The 16,564-nt window shown below is 66.4% G+C and carries 18 protein-coding genes; 7 read left to right on the top strand and 11 right to left on the bottom strand.

Features of this window, described 5'->3' with window-relative positions:
• The first annotated feature begins 64 nt into the window (after positions 1-64).
• Positions 65-2,137 (top strand): glycosyltransferase family 2 protein, encoded by a 2,073-nt coding sequence (locus RCAP_RS06175; RefSeq protein ID WP_115503931.1) that lies wholly within the window; start codon positions 65-67, stop codon positions 2,135-2,137.
• Positions 2,138-2,143: 6 nt separating this feature from the next.
• Here the strand turns inward: RCAP_RS06175 and RCAP_RS06170 are convergent, their stop codons facing one another.
• Positions 2,144-2,779: a GntR family transcriptional regulator gene (locus RCAP_RS06170; protein ID WP_013066972.1), complete on the bottom strand. Its 636-nt coding sequence runs from the start codon at positions 2,777-2,779 to the stop codon at positions 2,144-2,146.
• A 158-nt stretch (positions 2,780-2,937) separates the two neighbouring features.
• Here RCAP_RS06170 and RCAP_RS06165 point away from each other — a divergent pair, with 158 nt between their 5' ends.
• The 5 genes from RCAP_RS06165 to RCAP_RS06145 all read left to right on the top strand — a co-directional run bounded on the left by RCAP_RS06165 (position 2,938) and on the right by RCAP_RS06145 (position 5,906).
• The gene (locus tag RCAP_RS06165; protein ID WP_013066971.1) at positions 2,938-3,597 is read left to right on the top strand and encodes a pyrimidine 5'-nucleotidase; all 660 of its coding nucleotides are present in this window, start codon (positions 2,938-2,940) and stop codon (positions 3,595-3,597) included.
• 145 nt (positions 3,598-3,742) lie between these two features.
• Positions 3,743-3,961 carry a hypothetical protein gene (locus RCAP_RS06160; protein WP_013066970.1) on the top strand — a complete coding sequence of 73 codons (219 nt, stop codon included), beginning with the start codon at positions 3,743-3,745 and terminating at the stop codon, positions 3,959-3,961.
• Between the two features lie 149 nt (positions 3,962-4,110).
• Positions 4,111-4,293 (top strand): hypothetical protein, encoded by a 183-nt coding sequence (locus RCAP_RS06155; RefSeq protein ID WP_013066969.1) that lies wholly within the window; start codon positions 4,111-4,113, stop codon positions 4,291-4,293.
• Between the two features lie 140 nt (positions 4,294-4,433).
• The gene (locus RCAP_RS06150; protein ID WP_013066968.1) at positions 4,434-4,616 is read left to right on the top strand and encodes a hypothetical protein; all 183 of its coding nucleotides are present in this window, start codon (positions 4,434-4,436) and stop codon (positions 4,614-4,616) included.
• Between the two features lie 75 nt (positions 4,617-4,691).
• Complete coding sequence (locus RCAP_RS06145; protein WP_013066967.1) at positions 4,692-5,906, top strand: UbiH/UbiF family hydroxylase; 1,215 nt, start codon at positions 4,692-4,694, stop codon at positions 5,904-5,906.
• A gap of 156 nt (positions 5,907-6,062) precedes the next feature.
• Here the strand turns inward: RCAP_RS06145 and urtE are convergent, their stop codons facing one another.
• From urtE to RCAP_RS06105, 8 genes are all read right to left on the bottom strand, one after another.
• A complete protein-coding gene (gene urtE, locus RCAP_RS06140) occupies positions 6,063-6,758 on the bottom strand; it encodes an urea ABC transporter ATP-binding subunit UrtE (protein ID WP_013066966.1) in 696 nt (231 codons plus the stop codon).
• Between the two features lie 2 nt (positions 6,759-6,760).
• Positions 6,761-7,501, bottom strand: a complete 741-nt coding sequence (urtD, locus tag RCAP_RS06135; RefSeq protein ID WP_013066965.1) for an urea ABC transporter ATP-binding protein UrtD — start codon at positions 7,499-7,501, stop codon at positions 6,761-6,763.
• Positions 7,498-8,724, bottom strand: a complete 1,227-nt coding sequence (gene urtC, locus RCAP_RS06130) for an urea ABC transporter permease subunit UrtC (RefSeq protein ID WP_013066964.1) — start codon at positions 8,722-8,724, stop codon at positions 7,498-7,500. The genes urtD and urtC overlap by 4 nt, the downstream gene beginning before the upstream one ends.
• A 108-nt stretch (positions 8,725-8,832) precedes the next feature.
• The gene (gene urtB, locus RCAP_RS06125) at positions 8,833-10,809 is read right to left on the bottom strand and encodes an urea ABC transporter permease subunit UrtB (protein WP_013066963.1); all 1,977 of its coding nucleotides are present in this window, start codon (positions 10,807-10,809) and stop codon (positions 8,833-8,835) included.
• A 60-nt stretch (positions 10,810-10,869) separates the two neighbouring features.
• Positions 10,870-12,123 (bottom strand): urea ABC transporter substrate-binding protein, encoded by a 1,254-nt coding sequence (gene urtA / locus RCAP_RS06120; RefSeq protein WP_238530245.1) that lies wholly within the window; start codon positions 12,121-12,123, stop codon positions 10,870-10,872.
• A gap of 272 nt (positions 12,124-12,395) precedes the next feature.
• Positions 12,396-13,022, bottom strand: a complete 627-nt coding sequence (gene ureG, locus RCAP_RS06115) for an urease accessory protein UreG (RefSeq protein ID WP_013066960.1) — start codon at positions 13,020-13,022, stop codon at positions 12,396-12,398.
• A complete protein-coding gene (locus tag RCAP_RS06110) occupies positions 13,019-13,660 on the bottom strand; it encodes an urease accessory protein UreF (RefSeq protein WP_013066959.1) in 642 nt (213 codons plus the stop codon). The genes ureG and RCAP_RS06110 overlap by 4 nt, the downstream gene beginning before the upstream one ends.
• Positions 13,647-14,117 (bottom strand): urease accessory protein UreE, encoded by a 471-nt coding sequence (locus RCAP_RS06105; RefSeq protein ID WP_013066958.1) that lies wholly within the window; start codon positions 14,115-14,117, stop codon positions 13,647-13,649. The genes RCAP_RS06110 and RCAP_RS06105 overlap by 14 nt, the downstream gene beginning before the upstream one ends.
• A 79-nt stretch (positions 14,118-14,196) precedes the next feature.
• Here RCAP_RS06105 and RCAP_RS06100 point away from each other — a divergent pair, with 79 nt between their 5' ends.
• Complete coding sequence (locus RCAP_RS06100) at positions 14,197-14,547, top strand: hypothetical protein (protein WP_013066957.1); 351 nt, start codon at positions 14,197-14,199, stop codon at positions 14,545-14,547.
• Positions 14,548-14,551: 4 nt separating this feature from the next.
• Here RCAP_RS06100 and ureC read toward each other — a convergent pair whose 3' ends face one another.
• Together ureC and RCAP_RS06090 are read right to left on the bottom strand one after the other, a co-directional pair.
• The gene (ureC, locus tag RCAP_RS06095; protein ID WP_013066956.1) at positions 14,552-16,258 is read right to left on the bottom strand and encodes an urease subunit alpha; all 1,707 of its coding nucleotides are present in this window, start codon (positions 16,256-16,258) and stop codon (positions 14,552-14,554) included.
• Positions 16,258-16,563 carry an urease subunit beta gene (locus tag RCAP_RS06090; protein ID WP_013066955.1) on the bottom strand — a complete coding sequence of 102 codons (306 nt, stop codon included), beginning with the start codon at positions 16,561-16,563 and terminating at the stop codon, positions 16,258-16,260. Before RCAP_RS06090 ends, ureC begins: the two co-directional genes overlap by 1 nt.
• Position 16,564 lies beyond the last annotated feature (1 nt).

Raw genomic sequence — 16,564 nt, 5'->3', positions numbered from 1 at the left:
TTTGGTTAACCCAAGATTAACCAAAAAGGCGAAACTGTGACCCCGTATTCTACCCGGGGGCGAAATGCGCGGATCCAGTCATCTCAATGCAAGGCGCGTCGCGGCTGTGGCCCCCTGGCCGAAAGCCTCGGTCGCGGACGCATCGCCCCCGCAGGACGGGGCCCCCGACGCGGCAGAGGCCGGGGGGGTGACGATCGGGCGGCCACGGCGGCCGCAGCCGGATCGTCGGCAACTGGGGCAGATCCTGCTGGAGATGGGGGCGGTGCAGCCGGGCGATCTGCTCAAGGCGCTGGCGCTGCGCAACCGTCAGGACGTGCGGCTGGGCGACATCCTTCTGACAAATGGCTGGGTGACCGAGGCCGATCTGATGGCGGCGCTGGCGCGGCAGTCGCATGCGGCGGTGATCGACCTTCTGGCAGAGCCGCCCGATCCGCGCCTGATCGACACGCTCGGCCCCGAACTCTGCCTCAAGGAGGCGATGGTGCCCTGGCGGCGCATCGGCGGCGTCACCCTGATCGCCACCGCCCGGCCCGAACATTTCACCCGGCTCGCCGCCGACCTGCCGCCCGACTACGGTCCCTACCGGATGGCGCTGGCGCCCGAACGCGACGTGCACGGGGCGCTGCTGGCGCGGCGCCAGACCGCCCTGATCCGCCGCGCCGAGGTCAAGGTCGACCCCGACCGCTCCTGCCGCACCCATAACGAGAAACTGGCGGCCCGGCTGGTGCTTGCGGTCACCGCCGTCTCGGTCGCGGGGCTGATCCTGGCCCCGGTGGCGGTCTTTGCGGTGCTGTTCCTCTGGGCGATGGTCACGCTTTACGCCACGATGGGGCTGAAGCTGGTGGCCTGGATCGCCGAGATGACGGCGCAGCGCCGCGCCCGGGCCGGGGCCGCGCAGCGGGCGCTGCGCCCCGCGCCGATGCGGCGGCTGCCGATCATCTCGATCATGGTGCCGCTTTACAAGGAACGCGACATCGCCACGCGGCTGGTCGAACGGCTGTCGCGGCTGAACTGGCCGCGCGAATTGCTCGACATCCTGCTCGTCGTCGAACAGACCGACCGCACCACGCGCGAGGCGCTGTCCGGGGCCACGCTGCCGCGCTGGATGCGCGTCGTCACCGTGCCCGCGGGGCCGATCCAGACCAAGCCGCGGGCGCTGAACTATGCGCTGAACTTCTGCCGCGGCTCGGTGATCGGGGTCTATGACGCCGAGGACATGCCCGAGCCCGAACAGCTGCACATCGTCGCCCGCCGCTTCGCCGAAAGCCCGCCCGAGGTCGCCTGCCTGCAGGGCATTCTGGATTACTACAACCCGCGCACGAACTGGCTCGCGCGCTGTTTCACCATCGAATATGCGGCCTGGTTCCGCGCCATGCTGCCCGGCCTTGCGCGGCTGGGCCTTGTGGTGCCGCTGGGGGGGACGACGCTGTTCTTTCGCCGCGGCCCGCTGGAGGACCTGGGCGGCTGGGATGCGCATAATGTCACCGAAGACGCCGATCTGGGCATCCGTCTGGCGCGGGCGGGCTACCGGACCGAGCTGATCCCGGCGGTCACGCACGAGGAAGCCAATTGCCGCGCCGTGCCCTGGGTCAAGCAGCGCTCGCGCTGGCTCAAGGGCTATGCGATGACCTGGGCCGTGCACATGCGCGATCCGGCGCGGCTTTGGCGCGACCTTGGGCCGAAGCGGTTCTTTGGCGTGCAGATCCTGATCCTCGGCGCGCTGTCGCAATATCTGCTGGCGCCGCTTCTGTGGACCTGCTGGCTGATCCTGTTCGGGATCTGGCATCCGATTTCGGCGATCATGTCGGAAGGGCTGGAAAACTGGCTTCTTTTCACCTTCGTGCTGACCGAGATCATCAACATCACCGTCGGCGCCTGGGCGGTGCGCGGCAAGGACCACCGCCATCTGATCCCCTGGGTGCCGACGCTGAACCTCTATTTTCCCTTGGGCGCGCTGGCGGGCTGGAAGGCGATCTACGAGGTGATCACCAAGCCCTTTTACTGGGACAAGACCGTGCATGGCGTCTTTGACGGGGTGCATCACATGTCCGCCCCGGCGCTGCGCCCGGATCTGGCGACGGAAATGCCGCCGCCCGGCCCGCCGCCGCGCACGCCGCTGGCGCCGCTGATCGACTGAACCGGCTCAGGGATGTTCGGTCCGGGCTTCGGCATCCAGCTTCAGCCGGGTCTCGAAAGCCTGCGAAATGTGATGGCGCAGCGCCCCCGCCGCCGCATCGGCATCGCCCGCGCCGATCGCATCGACAATCGCCTGATGCTCGTCAAGCGCCTTTTCCCCCCGCCCCTCGGCCGCCAGAGAGGTCGTCGCCAGAAGCGCCATCGAGCGATGCACAAGGTCAAGCTGCTGCACCAGATAGCGGTTGTGCGAAGCCAGATGCAGCTGCCGGTGAAAGCGCTTGTTCGCCCGGGCCAGCGCGATCGGATCGTCCTGTTGCGCCCGGTCCAGATCGATCATCTCCTGCAGCACCCGGATTTCCTCGGGCGCGGCATGTTTCGCCGCCAGCCGCGCCGCCAGCGCCTCGAGTTCCGCGCGCACCGCGTAAAGCTCGGCCAGCTGGTTGTGATCAAGCGAGGCGACGATCAACGAACGCCCGTCACGCGCCAGCATCGCCTGGGTCTCCAGCCGTTGCATCGCCTCGCGCACCGGCGTGCGCGACACCCCGAAGCGCTCGGCCAGTTCCGATTCGACCAGCCGGTCCCCCGGTCGGTAAAGCCCGGCATCGATCGCTTCGAGAATGAGCGTATAGGCGTCCTTCTGCATCGAAATCCCGACCTTTCCAATTCCGCGCTCCCATTGTATGCCGCAGTATGCGGACTCGGAGCGGGGGGCAGATTAGGCGCAGCCTTGCGCCGTGACAAGCCGCCACAGTTGCAAATCCGACGCTTTGCCCTACCTGCCCGACGCTTCCTGGTGAGATCATGCCCGCATCCGAGTTTTCCCACGTCTGTCACTGGGTCTTCGACCTTGATCACACGCTGTACCCGCCCTCGGCGCGGCTCTTCGATCAGATCGAAGTGCGGATGACTGCCTATGTGATGCGCGCGCTGGGTGTTGACGCCGCCGAGGCCGACCGGCTGCGCGACCAGTACTGGCGCAGTCACGGCACCACGCTGGCCGGGCTGATGCAGGTGCATGGCGTCGATCCCGCGCCCTATCTGCACGAGGTGCATGACATCGACTTTTCGGCGCTGACGCCCGATCCCGAGCTGCGCGCGGCGATCGCCGATCTGCCGGGGCAGAAGATCGTCTTCACCAACGGCTCGGCGCCCTATGCGCAAAAGGTTCTGGCGGCGCGCGGGCTTGACGGGCTGTTCGACGGCATTTTCGGCGTCGAACATGCCGAGTATCATCCGAAACCCGCCGCCCGCGCCTTTACCACCGTCTTCGGCCGCGCCGGGGTCGATCCGGCCCGCGCCGCGATGTTCGAAGACGATCCGCGCAATCTGGCCGTGCCGCATCAGCTGGGCATGCGCACCATACATGTGGCAGAGCACCCCGCCCCCGCCCCCCATATCCAGCACCATACCGCCGACCTGCCGCGCTTCCTGCGCAGCCTGCGTGCCGCGCGCCATCACTGAGGGCCCGCTGTCTCGCTCTCGGGACAGGTCGGGTTAAAATAATTCTAACCCTGTCCCGCGCGACAACTTGACGCGACTCTGCGCGCTCGTATACAAGCGTATGCAGAATTGGCCGTCCTGGGGGATGGCCTCGGGAGACAGCAGCATGACCATGACCACCGCCGACGGCGCTTTCTCGGGTTCCGATCACGGCCACGCCGAGAAAAAGGATTACACCCTTGCCATGTATCTGATCGCGGCCGTGGTGATCGGGATTGTCGCCGTTGCGGTGGCGACGATGGGTCTGGGCGGGCTGATCCTGTGTGGCGTCGGCGCGACCTGGTTCATGCTGGCACTGCTTGTCGTGATGACCGCGGGTGGCTGAGCCCCTCCAACTCGCACCGCACCAAGGCCCGGGTCGCAGCCCGGGCCTTTTGTCTCTGCGACCATTTGTTGGCTCGTTTCTTGCTTGCATCGGGCAGATTTTCCCGGGGTTCGACTCGCAACCGCCCTTCCCCGGCGAAAGGACCCCTCATGAGCACGACCCAACCCTCCAATGACACCGGCGCCGCCCTCACCCTCTATCTGATCGCCGTCGCGATCTTTGCGGTGATCGTCGCCTCCTATCTGATCGGCGGCCTTGGCGGGCTGATCACCTGCGGCGTCGGCCTGACCGCCGTCGTGATGGTGACGATGGCGATCAGCGCCCGGAACTGACCCCCGCCCCGGGGCCCGGTGATCCCGCGGCCCCGGCCCGATCCCGGCCCGATCCCCGCTGCGGCGAAATGCGGTCTGGGCGATCCGCCGCGTCGATGGCCTGATTTCCGCAACGGCCAATCAATCCGGAGGGATCGACCATGAGCACTGCAACCCCGACGTCCCCTGTCGGCGCTACGCTTTTCCTGTTTCTCGCCGCGGCGCTCTTCATCGCCGGTGCCGTCGCGGGCTTCGTGCTCGGCGGCCTTGGCGGGGTGATCCTCTGGTTCGTCCTGATGAGCTTCGTCATGCTGGGCATGCTCGTCGTCATCTCGATGGCGTGACAGGATTTGCGGCGCGGACGGTTGAAACCGGTCCAGCTTGTGCCATCTTGAGGCCAGACCTCAGGGGAGAGCGCCATGACCGAGACCGCCGCACCGCGTCTTTCGACCGACATCCTGATTTCCGGGGGGGGCGTCGCGGGGCTTGTGGCCGCCGCCGCCTTCGGCTCGGCCGGGTTCACCACGATCTGCGTCGATCCCGAACCGCCGGTGACGTCAGAGGGCGATGCGGGCGCCGACATGCGCACGACCGCCTTTCTGCATCCCTCGCGCGCGGTGCTGGACCGGGCCGGGCTTTGGGCGCGGCTGGCGCCGCATGCGGCCCCGCTGCAGGTGATGCGGATCATCGACGCGGGCGGCGCCCGGCCCGAGGCGCGGATCGTGCGCGATTTCGACGCCGCCGACATCTCGGACGAGCCCTTCGGCTGGAACTTTCCGAACTGGCTTCTGCGCCGGGAAATGGTGGCGCGTCTGACCGAGATCCCGCTCGTCGATTTCCGCCCCGGCGTGGCGACGGTGGGTCTTGTGACCCGCGAAAGCGGCGCCGAGGTGCGGCTCTCGGATGGCACGCTGGTCACGGCGAAACTGGTGATCGGCGCCGACGGGCGCAATTCCTTTGTCCGCGAGGCCGCCGGGATCGGCACGAAAACAACGCATTACGGGCAAAAGGCGCTGGTCTGCGCGGTCACCCACCCCAGCCCGCATGGCAATGTCTCGACCGAGGTGCACCGCTCGGGCGGGCCGTTCACGCTCGTCCCGCTGCCCGACCGCGACGGCAAGCCCTCTTCGGCGATCGTCTGGATGGAACGCGGCCCCGAGGCGGAACGGCTCGCCGCCCTCGCCCCGGCCGATTTCGAACGCGAGATGACCGAACGCTCGACCGGGGTGCTGGGGCCGCTGACGCTGGTCACCCGGCGCGCGCTTTGGCCGATGATCACGCAGATCGCCTGCCGCTTCTCGGCCGAACGCGTCGCGCTGATCGCCGAGGCCGCGCATGTGATCCCGCCCATCGGCGCGCAGGGGCTGAACATGAGCCTGGCCGATCTGCGCTGCCTGCTGGATCTGGCGGAAAAGGACCCGGCGCATCTGGGCAGTGCGGCGATGCTGGCGACCTACAACCGCCGCCGCTGGCCCGAGGTGAAGGCGCGCGAGGTGGGGATCGATTTCCTCAACCGCGCCTCGATGGTGGAGCCGCGGCCGCTGCGCGATCTGCGCGCCGCGGCGCTCGGCGCGCTTTATGCGTTCAAGCCGGTGCGCAAGACCCTGATGCGGGCGGGCTTGGGGATGCGCTGACAGGGTGCGGCCCTGCGGCCCGCCCCGAAAAGGGGGGCCCCCCATCTTGGCGGCCAATTCACCCCCCGGGATATTTGCGGCAAGGTGAAAGGATGGGGTTTATCTTGCCCCAAATATCCCGGGGGTGAGGCGAAGCCGGAGGCAGCGCCCCCTTGCCTAAACGCTGACCACGGCGCGCAGGGTTTCGCGGGACAGGCTGTCCTTCGTGCCCTCCATCGCCACCGCGCCGCGTTTGAGCACATAGAAGCGGTCCCCCAGATCATGCGCGAAGTCGAAATACTGCTCGACCAGAATGATCGCCATCCCCTTGGTATCGCGCAGATATTTGATCACCCGGCCAATCTGCTGAATGATGTTGGGCTGGATCCCCTCGGTCGGTTCATCCAGAAGCAGCAGTTTCGGCTTCATCAGCATCGCCCGCGCGATGGCAAGCTGCTGTTGCTGCCCGCCCGAAAGATCGCCGCCGCGGCGGTTCAGGAACTCTTTCAGGATCGGAAACAGCTCGTAGATCTCGTCGGGGATGAACCGTTCCGCCCGCGGCAGCACGGCAAAGGCGGTTTCCATGTTTTCCCGCACCGTGAGGAGCGGAAAGATCATCCGCCCCTGCGGCACATAGGCAAGGCCGCGCCGCGCCATCGCCTGCGGCGGCACGCGGCCGACCGCCTGCCCGTCGAGCGTGATCCCCCCGCCCGAGCGCGGATGCGTCCCCGCAATCGCCTTCAGAAGCGAGGTCTTGCCGACCCCGTTGGTGCCCATGATGCAGGTCACCTCGCCCGCCCGCGCCGCGATATCGACGCCATGGAGGATCTGCGAGCCGCCGTAATGCAGCGTAAGTCCTTCGGTTTTCAGCATCTTCAGCGCCCCAGATAAACGTCGATGACCTGCTGGTTCGCGGTCACGTGATCAAGCGAGCCCTCGGCCAGAACCGCGCCTTCATGCAGCACGGTGACCTTGCAATTCAACCGGCGCACGAAGTCCATGTCATGCTCGACCACCACGACGGCATGGGTTTTCGCCAGCTCGACGAGCAGCGCGGTGGTCTGCTCGCGTTCCGCAAGCGTCATCCCCGCCGCCGGTTCATCGACGAGCAAAAGCCGCGGTTCCTGCGCCAAGAGCATGCCGATTTCGAGCCATTGTTTCTGCCCGTGCGACAATTCCCCGGATTTGCGCGCCAGCGCCTCCCCAAGCCCCACCTGTGCCGCCAGCGCCGCGACCCGCGCATGATCGGCGGCTTTCGGCTTCCAGACCAGCACGCGCCAGGGGCTGCGCGGCGCCTTGAGCGCCATCATCAGGTTTTCCGCCACGGTCTGATCCTCGAAGACCGTCGGGCGCTGGAACTTGCGGCCAATGCCTTGCCGGGCGATCTGCGCCTCGTCGAGCTTCAGAAGGTCGATCGAGCGCTCGCCCCACAGCACCCGGCCCTCGTCGGGGCGGGTCTTGCCGGTGACGATGTCCATGAAGGTGGTTTTCCCCGCGCCATTCGGGCCGATCACCGCGCGCAGCTCGGCCGGGCCGATGGAGAAGCTGAGGTTGTTGATCGCCCGGAACCCGTCGAAGGTGACGGAAATGCCCGAGACTTCCAGCAGTTCGGTCATTGCCGGGCCTCCTGTTCCATCAGCGCGCCATCATCCGGGCCCAGCGGTGCCCCGCCGCGGCGGGGCGGGCGCAGACCGGCCAGCAGATCGACGAGCCCCGAGAGCCCCTTCGGCGCGAAAAGCGTGACAAGGACAAAGGAGAGGCCCAGAAGCACCTGCCACCAATCGACCCATTTCACCGTGTAAAAGCCCATCGGCAGGTCGGGCGCGCGACCGCCGGTGAACCAGGTCGAGACCAGCGAGACGAAAGCCGCGCCGATCACCGCGCCCCAAAGACGGCCCCGCCCCCCGATCGCCACCCAGACGGCGAGATAGATCGAGGCGATCGGTGCCACCTCGGCCGGGTTGATGATGCCCGCTTGCGGGTAGTAAAGCGCCCCGGCAATGGCGGCGATCAGCGCGGTCAGGGTGAAGACGAAAAGCTTGTAGCCCTCGACCGGATAGCCGAGGAAGCGCACCCGGGCCTCGTCGTCGCGGATCGCGCGCATCACCGAACCGAACTTGCCCGAAACGGTGACGGCGCAGGCAAGATAGCCAAGGCCGAGCGCGAGGGCCGAGGCCCAGAGGAACCAGACCGAGAGCCGGTCCTGCCCGGCCCCGTCAAGGCCCGGGATGTTCTGCAGCCCCGACAGGCCGTTGTTGCCGCGCAAGCCGCTGTCGTTCTGGAAGAGGTAGAGCGCGAGGGCAAGGGTCATCGCCTGGGTCAGGATCGAGAGATAGACCCCGGTGACGCGGGAGCGGAAGGCGAGCCAGCCGAAGCCGAGCGCCAGAAGCCCGGGGACGATCACGACAAGCGCCAGCTGCGCCGGAAGCGATCCCGCCAGGACCCAGATCGCGGGCATTTCCGAGGCGCCGACGACGCCGAAGATCTGCGCCGCGATGGCGTCACTCATCTCTTGCGGGGTCATCGGCAGGCCCTGCGCCGAGGCCAGCACGATCTCGCGGCTGCGCGCCACCATCAGCCACATGCCGATCATGTAACCGCCCAGCCCGAAAAAGGCGAAATGGCCGAGCGACAGGATCCCCATGTAGCCCCAGACCAGATCCATGGCGAGGGCGATCAGACACAGGCACAGCGTCTTGCCGAGCGTCTTCACCATCGAGGTCGAGACGAGGTCAAGCCCGTAGGCATTCGAGAGCACGGTCACGGTCAGGGTGAAGAGCGCGAGAAGGCCGAGGAAGATCAGCACCGAGGGGTTTTTGGACAGGAACCCTTGGGTCATCGGCTGTGTCATCGGGGTCTCCGGGATCTGGCGGCGCCGGGGGCTTCGCGCCCCCGGGACCCCCGCGGGATATTTTGGGCAAGATGAAAGGCGCCGGGGGGCATCGGCTCAATCTCCGGCGGCGCGGCCGCGCAGCGCGATGATGCCGCGCGGGCGGAACTGGATGAAGATGATGATGAAGAGGATCATCCAGGTCTGCGCGGCAAGGGTGTTGGCGGGGTTGAGCGCCTCGATCCCCTTTTGCAGCCCGCCGACCAGCGCCGCGCCCGCCAGCGTACCCCAGATGTTGCCGACGCCGCCTACGACGACCGTCATGAAGCTTTGCACGATGTAATCGGCGCCAAGTTCCGAGGTGACCTTGGCAAAAAGCCCGATGGCGACGCCCGCGATCCCGGCGATGCCGGAGCCGAGCCCGAAGGTCAGCATGTTGATCCGGTCGGGGTTGATCCCCATCGACGCGGCCATCGAGGGGTTCTGCGTCACCGCGCGGACTTCAAGGCCGAGGCGGGTGCGTTTCATCACCAGAAGGAAAAGGCCAAGGAAGGCGAGCGCCAGCACGAAGATGGCAATGCGGATATAGCTGATCGCGACGATGTCGTTGAGCACAAGGGCGCCGTCCAGCCATTCCGGCGCGGTCAGCGGCCGGGCCTGGGTGCCGAAGATGTTCTTGAACAGCTGTTGCAGCGCGATCGAGATCCCGAAGCTGGCCAGCAGCGTTTCCAGCGGGCGGCGGGCCAGATGGCGGATCACCAGCCGCTCCATCGCCACACCGGCGGCGAAGGTGACGGCAAAGGCCAAGGGCAGCGCGACGGCAATCGAGATCGTGTAGTCAGAGATGAATTGCTGCACCACATAGCCGGTATAGGCGCCCATGGTGATGAATTCGCCATGCGCCATGTTGATCACCCGCATCACCCCGAAAGTGATCGCAAGGCCGATGGCGGCCAGGAAATAGATCGAGGCGAGCGAGAGCGCATCCAGTGTCAGATCCGCGCCCTGCATCGCGGAAACCTTGAGCGAAACCGATTGCAGCGCGGCTTTCGCCGCTGCGGTCACGGCGGGGTCGGGTTCGGCGTAGATGTCGGCAAAGCGATGCGCGGCGAGCGCCGCCCTCACCTCGGCCGGGGTGGCACCGGCGGGCACCTTGCCCGCGGCCTCAAGCGCCGCATAGGCGGCCTCGCGTTGGCCCGGGTCGGACAGATCGGCCAGGGGAACGCCACCGACGGCACCGTTTTCGAGATGAGATTCAAGCGCCGCGCGCAGATCGGCCGGGGCAAGGCGTTTCGGCGCAAGCCCTTGCGAGACCAGCAGATCATAGGCCTCGGCCTCGGGGAAACCGGGTTTGCCGGGGGTCAGGAGCGCAGCGACATTGGCCCCGGGCGCGGCGTCAAAGACCTGGCGCGAGGTGGCCAGGATCGGGTTCAGCGCGGCGCGGAAATCGAGGCCAAGATCGGCGCCAAAGCTCTCGATCGCGGCGATGCGGGCCGCGGGGGAGGCGCCGAACCGGATCGTCAAAAGTCCCAGCAGCCGGTCCTTTTGCGCCTTGATCGCCGGGTCGGTCTCAGTCTCGATCGAGGCGGCCAGGGGTGCCAGATGCTCGGCCGCGCCGTCGCGGGCGAGTGTGGTCAGCGCGGCAAGGCGCTGCTTCGGATCGGGATCCGACAGCTGGAACTGAATGAGCGCCGAGGCAATCAGCCCCCGGACCCCGGCATTGGGCTTGATCTCGGCGATCTCGGCTTTCGCCGCCCTGCCCCGGTCGACCCCGGTCGCGGGATCGGCCAGCGCATAGCCAGCGGCCGTTTTCGTCACCCGGAAGATCGCGCCATCCGCCTTGCGCGCGCCCAGTTTCTTGTCGGCCCAGGCCTGCAGGAACGCGGGCGCCCCGGTCCCCGCCTGCCCCAGCGCGGCAATCACCGGGCCGATGCTCTGGCGCGAGGGCTTGGCGATGGCGGCGGCGTTTGCGGCGATGACGGCGGCAAGGCCGGTCTGGACGGTGGCTGCGGAAACGGGCGGGGCGACGTCTTGGGCGGCGAGAGGCAAGGCCAGCGCAAGGCTTGCCACCAGCGCCAGAAACAGGCTGCGCATGGGAAAATCCGGGCTGCGGGAGGGGGCGTCTCGCCCCCTCGGTTTTCGTGGAAAATCAGCTCAGTAGTTCGATTTCAGCTGCACGCAGGTCTTCGTTTCGGTGTTGTACATGCCGCAGTTCAGATCCTTCCAATCCGAGGTCAGCACGGCGGATTCGGGCAGGAAATCGGTCCAGGCATCGCCCGGCACCGGCTCGGTCTGGCTGATGATGTCGAACTGGCCGTCTTCCTTGATCTCGCCGATCAGGACCGGCTTCGTCAGATGGTGGTTGGGCAGCATTTCCGACATCGTCCCGGTCAGGTTCGGGAATTTCTGCCCGATCATCGCGGCCGAAACCTTGTCCACCTCGGTCGTGCCCGCCGCGGTCACCGCATTCACCCACATGTTGAAGCCGATATAGGTGGCCTCCATCGGGTCGTTCGTGGTGCGCTTGTCACTGCCGATGAACTTGTGCCAGGCCTCGATGAAGGCCTTGTTTTCGGGCGTGTCGGCGCTTTGGAAATAGTTCCAGGCGGCGAGTTGGCCGACGAGGTTCTTGAGGTCCCCGGCACCCAGACCCGAAAGCTCCTCTTCGCCGACCGAGAAGGCGACGACCGGAATGTCATCGGCGGTGATGCCCGAAGCCGCCAGCTCCTTGTAGAACCCGATATTCGCATCGCCGTTGATCGTCGAAATCACGCCGACCTTCTTGCCGTCCGCGCCCAACGCCTTGACGTCGGCGACGATCTTCGACCAGTCCGACTGCCCGAACGGCGTGTAGTTGACGAAAATATCCTCGGCCGAGATGCCCTTCGATTTCAGATAAGCTTCCAGAATGTTGTTCGTGGTGCGCGGGTAAACGTAATCGGTGCCCAGAAGCGCGAATTTCTGCACGCCCAGTTCGTTCAGGAAATAATCCGTCGCCGGAATCGCCTGCTGGTTCGGCGCCGCGCCGGTGTAGAAGACGTTCTTCGAGCTTTCCTCGCCCTCGTATTGCACCGGATAGAAGAGAAGCCCGTTCAGCTCCTCGATCACCGGCAGCACCGATTTGCGGCTGACCGAGGTCCAGCAGCCGAACATCACATCGACCTTGTCGACGGTCAGCAGCTCGCGCGCCTTTTCCGCAAACAGCGGCCAGTCGGACGCCGGATCGACCACGACCGCCTCCAGCTGCTTGCCCAGCACCCCGCCCTTCTTGTTCTGCGCCTCGATCAGCATCAGGACCGTGTCCTTCAGCGTCGTTTCCGAAATCGCCATCGTCCCCGAGAGCGAATGCAGCACCCCCACCTTGATCGTCTCGCCCGCGGCAAAGGCGATGCGCCCCGTCATCGACATGGCACCGGCCGCCGCAGCGGTCATCAGCAGATTGCGCCGAGTAATCATCTGTTCCCCTGTTCCTTGATCGCGCGGCCCGAGAGGTGGGCGCGGGTTGCTTCGTGGCGGGTCAGGGCCCGCGGGATCAGCAAAACCGGGGTGCCGCGATGCGGCAAGGATGTGTCCAGCAGGAAAGGCGCCAAGACGCAGAATTGTGCACGAGACAGGCAAACGCCCGGCTCTTGCGCAAGAACCGGGCGTTTTGGGAATATCCTTGGCGCGACTCTTGCGCGTCAGGCCGGGGCGGAGGCTTGTTCAAGACCGCCTTCCCGGATCAGGAAAGCGACGATCTCGTCGATGCCGACGCCATGGCGCAGCTGCGCCATCACATAGGGGCGCGGGCCGCGGGCGCGTTGCGTATCCGCTTCCAGCAGCACCGGATCCACCCCCACATGCGGCGCCAGATCGGTCTTGTTCACCACCAGCAGGTCCGAACGCGTGACGCCGGGGCCGCGCTTGCGCGGGATGTCCTGCCCGGCGGCGGTGTCGATCACATAGATCGTCAGATCGGCCAGTTCCGGGCTGAAGGTGGCGGCCAGATTGTCGCCGCCCGATTCGATCAGGATCAGCTCAAGATCCGGGTGGGCCCGCGTCAGATCGGCAATGGCGGCGAGGTTGATCGAGGCATCTTCGCGGATTGCCGTATGCGGACAGCCGCCGGTCTCGACGCCGCGGATGCGATCGGCGGGCAGCACCTGCGCACGCATCAGCGCCTCGGCATCCTCGCGGGTGTAGATGTCATTCGTCACCACCGCCATCGAAAGCCGCCCCGCCAGCGCCCGGCACAGCTGTTCGGTCAGCGTCGTCTTGCCCGCGCCGACCGGGCCGCCGATGCCGACGCGCAAAGGTCCATTCGTCATGTCTTGAAGATCCTTACATCAAGCGTTTCATGCGCGGCCGAGGCGATCTCGGCGCGAAAGGCGGATTGCGCCAGATCGGCGGTCGTGGCGGTGGCGGCGCGGGCGGCAAGCCGCGCGATGAGCGGATGCTGCGCCGCCAGAACCCGCTGCCCCGCCGCCTGCCCCAGGGGGATGAACCGCACCCCCGCCGAAACAAGGCTGGAGGCGAAGGCATGTTGGAAAAGGGCAATCATCTGCTCGGGCGGACTCGTTAAATTCCGGGCACTTTCCGCAACGGCAAGGGGCAGCGGCATCGCATTTGTGCAAGTTCCGGTCATCTCGGCCCGCGCCCGCGCAAAGGCCGCCCCCTGCTCTTCGGTTTCCCGAAGCCGTTCGGCCGTACCCGCCAGAGCCCGCGCAAGGTCGCTCAGATCCGCCAGATCCTCGCCCCGCAGACCGCAGGCCAGAAGCACCGCATCGTTCCAGCCCGCCCCATGTTCCAGGATATCCGAAAGCCAGTCGCACAGCTCCGCCTCGGACCGGACCTCGCCCGCCACAACCGCCTGCTCCAGCCCATGGCTATAGGCGAAAGCCCCGGTCGGAAAGGCCGGGGACAACCATTGCACAAGGCCGAGCAAGTCCAGTTCAGGCGTGGACATGGAAGGGGCCGTGGTCATGCCCCATCGTGCGGCCGCTGCCATAGGCGCCGCTTTCGGGGCGGAACGGTTCCATCCGCCGCTCGACCCGCGCCCCAAGCCCGCGCAGCATCGTTTCCAGCACATGATCGTCGCGGATCAAAAGCCGGTCGGGCTCGATCTGGCAGGGCGTGTGGCGGTTGCCGACATGCCAGGCCAGCCGGGTCAGATCGCCGGTCACGACCAGCACCGGTTCCAGCCCGCAGCGCACCTCGATCAGCCGCCCGTCCTCCAGCGCGAAAGCCTCGCCGCCGCGCAGGTTCGTCACCTCGGGCAGATCGACCAGAAATTCGGCACCCGAGGCCGCGACCAGACGCTTGCGCCGCAAAAACCGCGCCTCGTAATCCAGCGCGATGTGATCGGCGGCCCCGCTCCAGCCGCCCGCAGGCAGAACGCGGCTTGCCCGGTGCATCAGCGACATGATTTTCCTCCGTTCTTCAGAGCTTTTTAAACGTGACTTGGCAGCATGGTAAGGACGAAACCCAGAACGGGAGCGACGGATGCAGCTCAAACCCCCAGCCGATGAATTGGCCGAAATCCGTGCCGAAATCGCCCGCCTGCGCGCGCGCGAGGGCGCCTTGCGCGAGATTTTGCTGCGCGACGCGGCGATGCCGAAGATCGGCCGGTTTCACACCGTCGATCTGGTGACCAGCCGCCAGCGCATCTTCGATCCGCGGCTTCTGCCCGAGGAAATCCGGCTTGACCCCGCCTATACCCGGGAAAAGGTGACCCGCGTGCTGCGGGCCACCCGCAAGGGCCCCGCGCAGGCGGCCGACAGCGCCGATCCGCCCGCGCCCGATCCCCGCGCGGCCCTGCGCGCAAGGCTTTTTGCCGGTCAGCAACCGCATTGAGCGCTCAGTACAGAAAATAGCGCTGCGCCAGCGGCAGGGTTTCCGCGGGCTCGCAGGTCAGGATCTCGCCATCCGCCCGCACCTCGTAGGTTTCCGGGTCCACCTCGATCTGCGGGGTGGCGCTGTTGAGCCGCATCGAGGCCTTGCCGATCGTCCGCGTGCCTTTGACCGGCAGAACCGTTTTCGACAGGCCCAGTTTCCCGGCCACGCCCTCCGCCTCGGCGGCCGCCGAAACAAAGGTGACGGCGCTGTTTGACAGCGCCTTGCCAAAGGCGCCGAACATCGGCCGGGTGTAAAAGGGCTGCGCCGGGATCGAGCCGTTCGGATCGCCCATCTGCGCCGCCACGATCATCCCGCCCATCAGCACCATCTCCGGCTTGGCGCCGAAAAACGCCGGATGCCAGAGCACCAGATCGGCGCGCTTGCCCACCTCGACCGAGCCGACATGCTCGGCCAGACCATGGGTGATCGCCGGGTTGATCGTGTATTTCGCGATGTAGCGGCGCACCCGGAAATTGTCGTTCGCGCCCGTCTCCTCGGCCAGCCGCCCGCGCTGTTTTCTCATTTTATCAGCGGTTTGCCAGCAGCGGATGATGACTTCGCCGACCCGCCCCATGGCCTGACTGTCCGAGGAAATCACCGCCATCGCGCCCATGTCGTGCAAGATGTCCTCGGCCGCGATCGTCTCCTTGCGGATGCGGCTTTCGGCAAAGGCCACGTCCTCGGGCACCTTGTTGTCAAGGTGGTGGCAGACCATCAGCATGTCGAGATGTTCCTCGACCGTGTTCTTCGTATAGGGCCGGGTCGGGTTCGTGGACGACGGGATAACATTCTGGGAAGACACGACTTTCAGGATGTCGGGCGCGTGCCCGCCCCCCGCCCCCTCGGTGTGGAAGGCATGGATGGTGCGCCCCTTGAAGGCCGCGAGCGTGTTTTCGACGAAGCCCGATTCATTGAGCGTGTCGGTGTGGATCATCACCTGCACGTCCATGTCCTCCGCCACCGTCAGACAGCAGTCGATCGCGGCCGGGGTGGTGCCCCAATCCTCGTGCAATTTCAAGGCACAAGCCCCCGCCTTGACCTGCTCGACCAGGCCTTCGGGCAGGCTTGCATTGCCCTTGCCGGCCAGGGCGAGGTTCATCGGGAAGGCCTCGAAACTTTGCAGCATGCGCGAGATATGCCAGGGCCCCGGCGTGCAGGTGGTGGCCAGCGTCCCATGCGCCGGGCCGGTGCCGCCGCCCAGCATCGTGGTGATGCCGGAGGCAAGGGCATCTTCGATCTGCTGCGGGCAGATGAAGTGAATATGCGTGTCGATTCCGCCCGCGGTCAGGATTTTGCCTTCGCCTGCAATGACTTCCGTGCCGGGCCCGATGATCAGCGTGACGCCCGGCTGGGTGTCGGGGTTGCCCGCCTTGCCGATCCCCGCGATCCGTCCATCGCGCAGACCGACATCGGCCTTGTAGATGCCCGTGTGATCGACGATCAGCGCATTGGTGATGACGGTGTCCATCGCCCCCCCCGACCGCGGGATTTGCGATTGCCCCATGCCGTCGCGGATCACCTTGCCGCCGCCGAATTTCACCTCTTCTCCGTAGGTTGTGAGATCTTTTTCAACCTCGATGATCAAGTCGGTATCTGCCAGCCGGACCTTGTCGCCGGTCGTCGGGCCGAACATGTCGGCATAGGTGGCGCGGGAAATCAGGCGCGGCATCAGAGCTCTCCCATCACTTTGGCGTTGAAGCCGAAGACACGGCGGGCACCGGAAAGCGGCACAAGCTGCACTTCGCGCGATTGTCCGGGCTCGAAACGGACGGCGGTTCCGGCTGCGATATCAAGACGATAGCCCCGGGCGGCGGTGCGGTCGAAGACCAGGCCCGGGTTCGTCTCGGCAAAATGATAATGCGAGCCCACCTGCACCGGGCGGTCGCCGGTATTGGCCACCATGAGCGTGATCGTCGCGGCGCCCGCATTCAGTTCAATGTCCCCCTCGGCGGGGAAAATTTCTCCGGGAATCATG

Origin of the sequence: Rhodobacter capsulatus SB 1003, assembly GCF_000021865.1 — a bacterium.
Classification (GTDB): domain Bacteria; phylum Pseudomonadota; class Alphaproteobacteria; order Rhodobacterales; family Rhodobacteraceae; genus Rhodobacter; species Rhodobacter capsulatus_B.
The sequence above is the reverse complement of the archived record's forward strand: the minus strand, read 5'-3'. Positions and strand labels throughout refer to the sequence as shown.

Bases quoted from the DNA above. Each gene is read 5' to 3' on its own strand.
- RCAP_RS06175 (WP_115503931.1), top strand. From the start codon at position 65: ATGCGCGGATCCAGTCATCTCAATGCAAGGCGCGTCGCGGCTGTGGCC.
- RCAP_RS06170 (WP_013066972.1), bottom strand. From the start codon at position 2,779: ATGCAGAAGGACGCCTATACGCTCATTCTCGAAGCGATCGATGCCGGG.
- RCAP_RS06165 (WP_013066971.1), top strand. From the start codon at position 2,938: ATGCCCGCATCCGAGTTTTCCCACGTCTGTCACTGGGTCTTCGACCTT.
- RCAP_RS06160 (WP_013066970.1), top strand. From the start codon at position 3,743: ATGACCATGACCACCGCCGACGGCGCTTTCTCGGGTTCCGATCACGGC.
- RCAP_RS06155 (WP_013066969.1), top strand. From the start codon at position 4,111: ATGAGCACGACCCAACCCTCCAATGACACCGGCGCCGCCCTCACCCTC.
- RCAP_RS06150 (WP_013066968.1), top strand. From the start codon at position 4,434: ATGAGCACTGCAACCCCGACGTCCCCTGTCGGCGCTACGCTTTTCCTG.
- RCAP_RS06145 (WP_013066967.1), top strand. From the start codon at position 4,692: ATGACCGAGACCGCCGCACCGCGTCTTTCGACCGACATCCTGATTTCC.
- urtE (WP_013066966.1), bottom strand. From the start codon at position 6,758: ATGCTGAAAACCGAAGGACTTACGCTGCATTACGGCGGCTCGCAGATC.
- urtD (WP_013066965.1), bottom strand. From the start codon at position 7,501: ATGACCGAACTGCTGGAAGTCTCGGGCATTTCCGTCACCTTCGACGGG.
- urtC (WP_013066964.1), bottom strand. From the start codon at position 8,724: ATGACCCAAGGGTTCCTGTCCAAAAACCCCTCGGTGCTGATCTTCCTC.
- urtB (WP_013066963.1), bottom strand. From the start codon at position 10,809: ATGCGCAGCCTGTTTCTGGCGCTGGTGGCAAGCCTTGCGCTGGCCTTG.
- urtA (WP_238530245.1), bottom strand. From the start codon at position 12,123: ATGTCGATGACGGGGCGCATCGCCTTTGCCGCGGGCGAGACGATCAAG.
- ureG (WP_013066960.1), bottom strand. From the start codon at position 13,022: ATGACGAATGGACCTTTGCGCGTCGGCATCGGCGGCCCGGTCGGCGCG.
- RCAP_RS06110 (WP_013066959.1), bottom strand. From the start codon at position 13,660: ATGTCCACGCCTGAACTGGACTTGCTCGGCCTTGTGCAATGGTTGTCC.
- RCAP_RS06105 (WP_013066958.1), bottom strand. From the start codon at position 14,117: ATGTCGCTGATGCACCGGGCAAGCCGCGTTCTGCCTGCGGGCGGCTGG.
- RCAP_RS06100 (WP_013066957.1), top strand. From the start codon at position 14,197: ATGCAGCTCAAACCCCCAGCCGATGAATTGGCCGAAATCCGTGCCGAA.
- ureC (WP_013066956.1), bottom strand. From the start codon at position 16,258: ATGCCGCGCCTGATTTCCCGCGCCACCTATGCCGACATGTTCGGCCCG.
- RCAP_RS06090 (WP_013066955.1), bottom strand. From the start codon at position 16,563: ATGATTCCCGGAGAAATTTTCCCCGCCGAGGGGGACATTGAACTGAAT.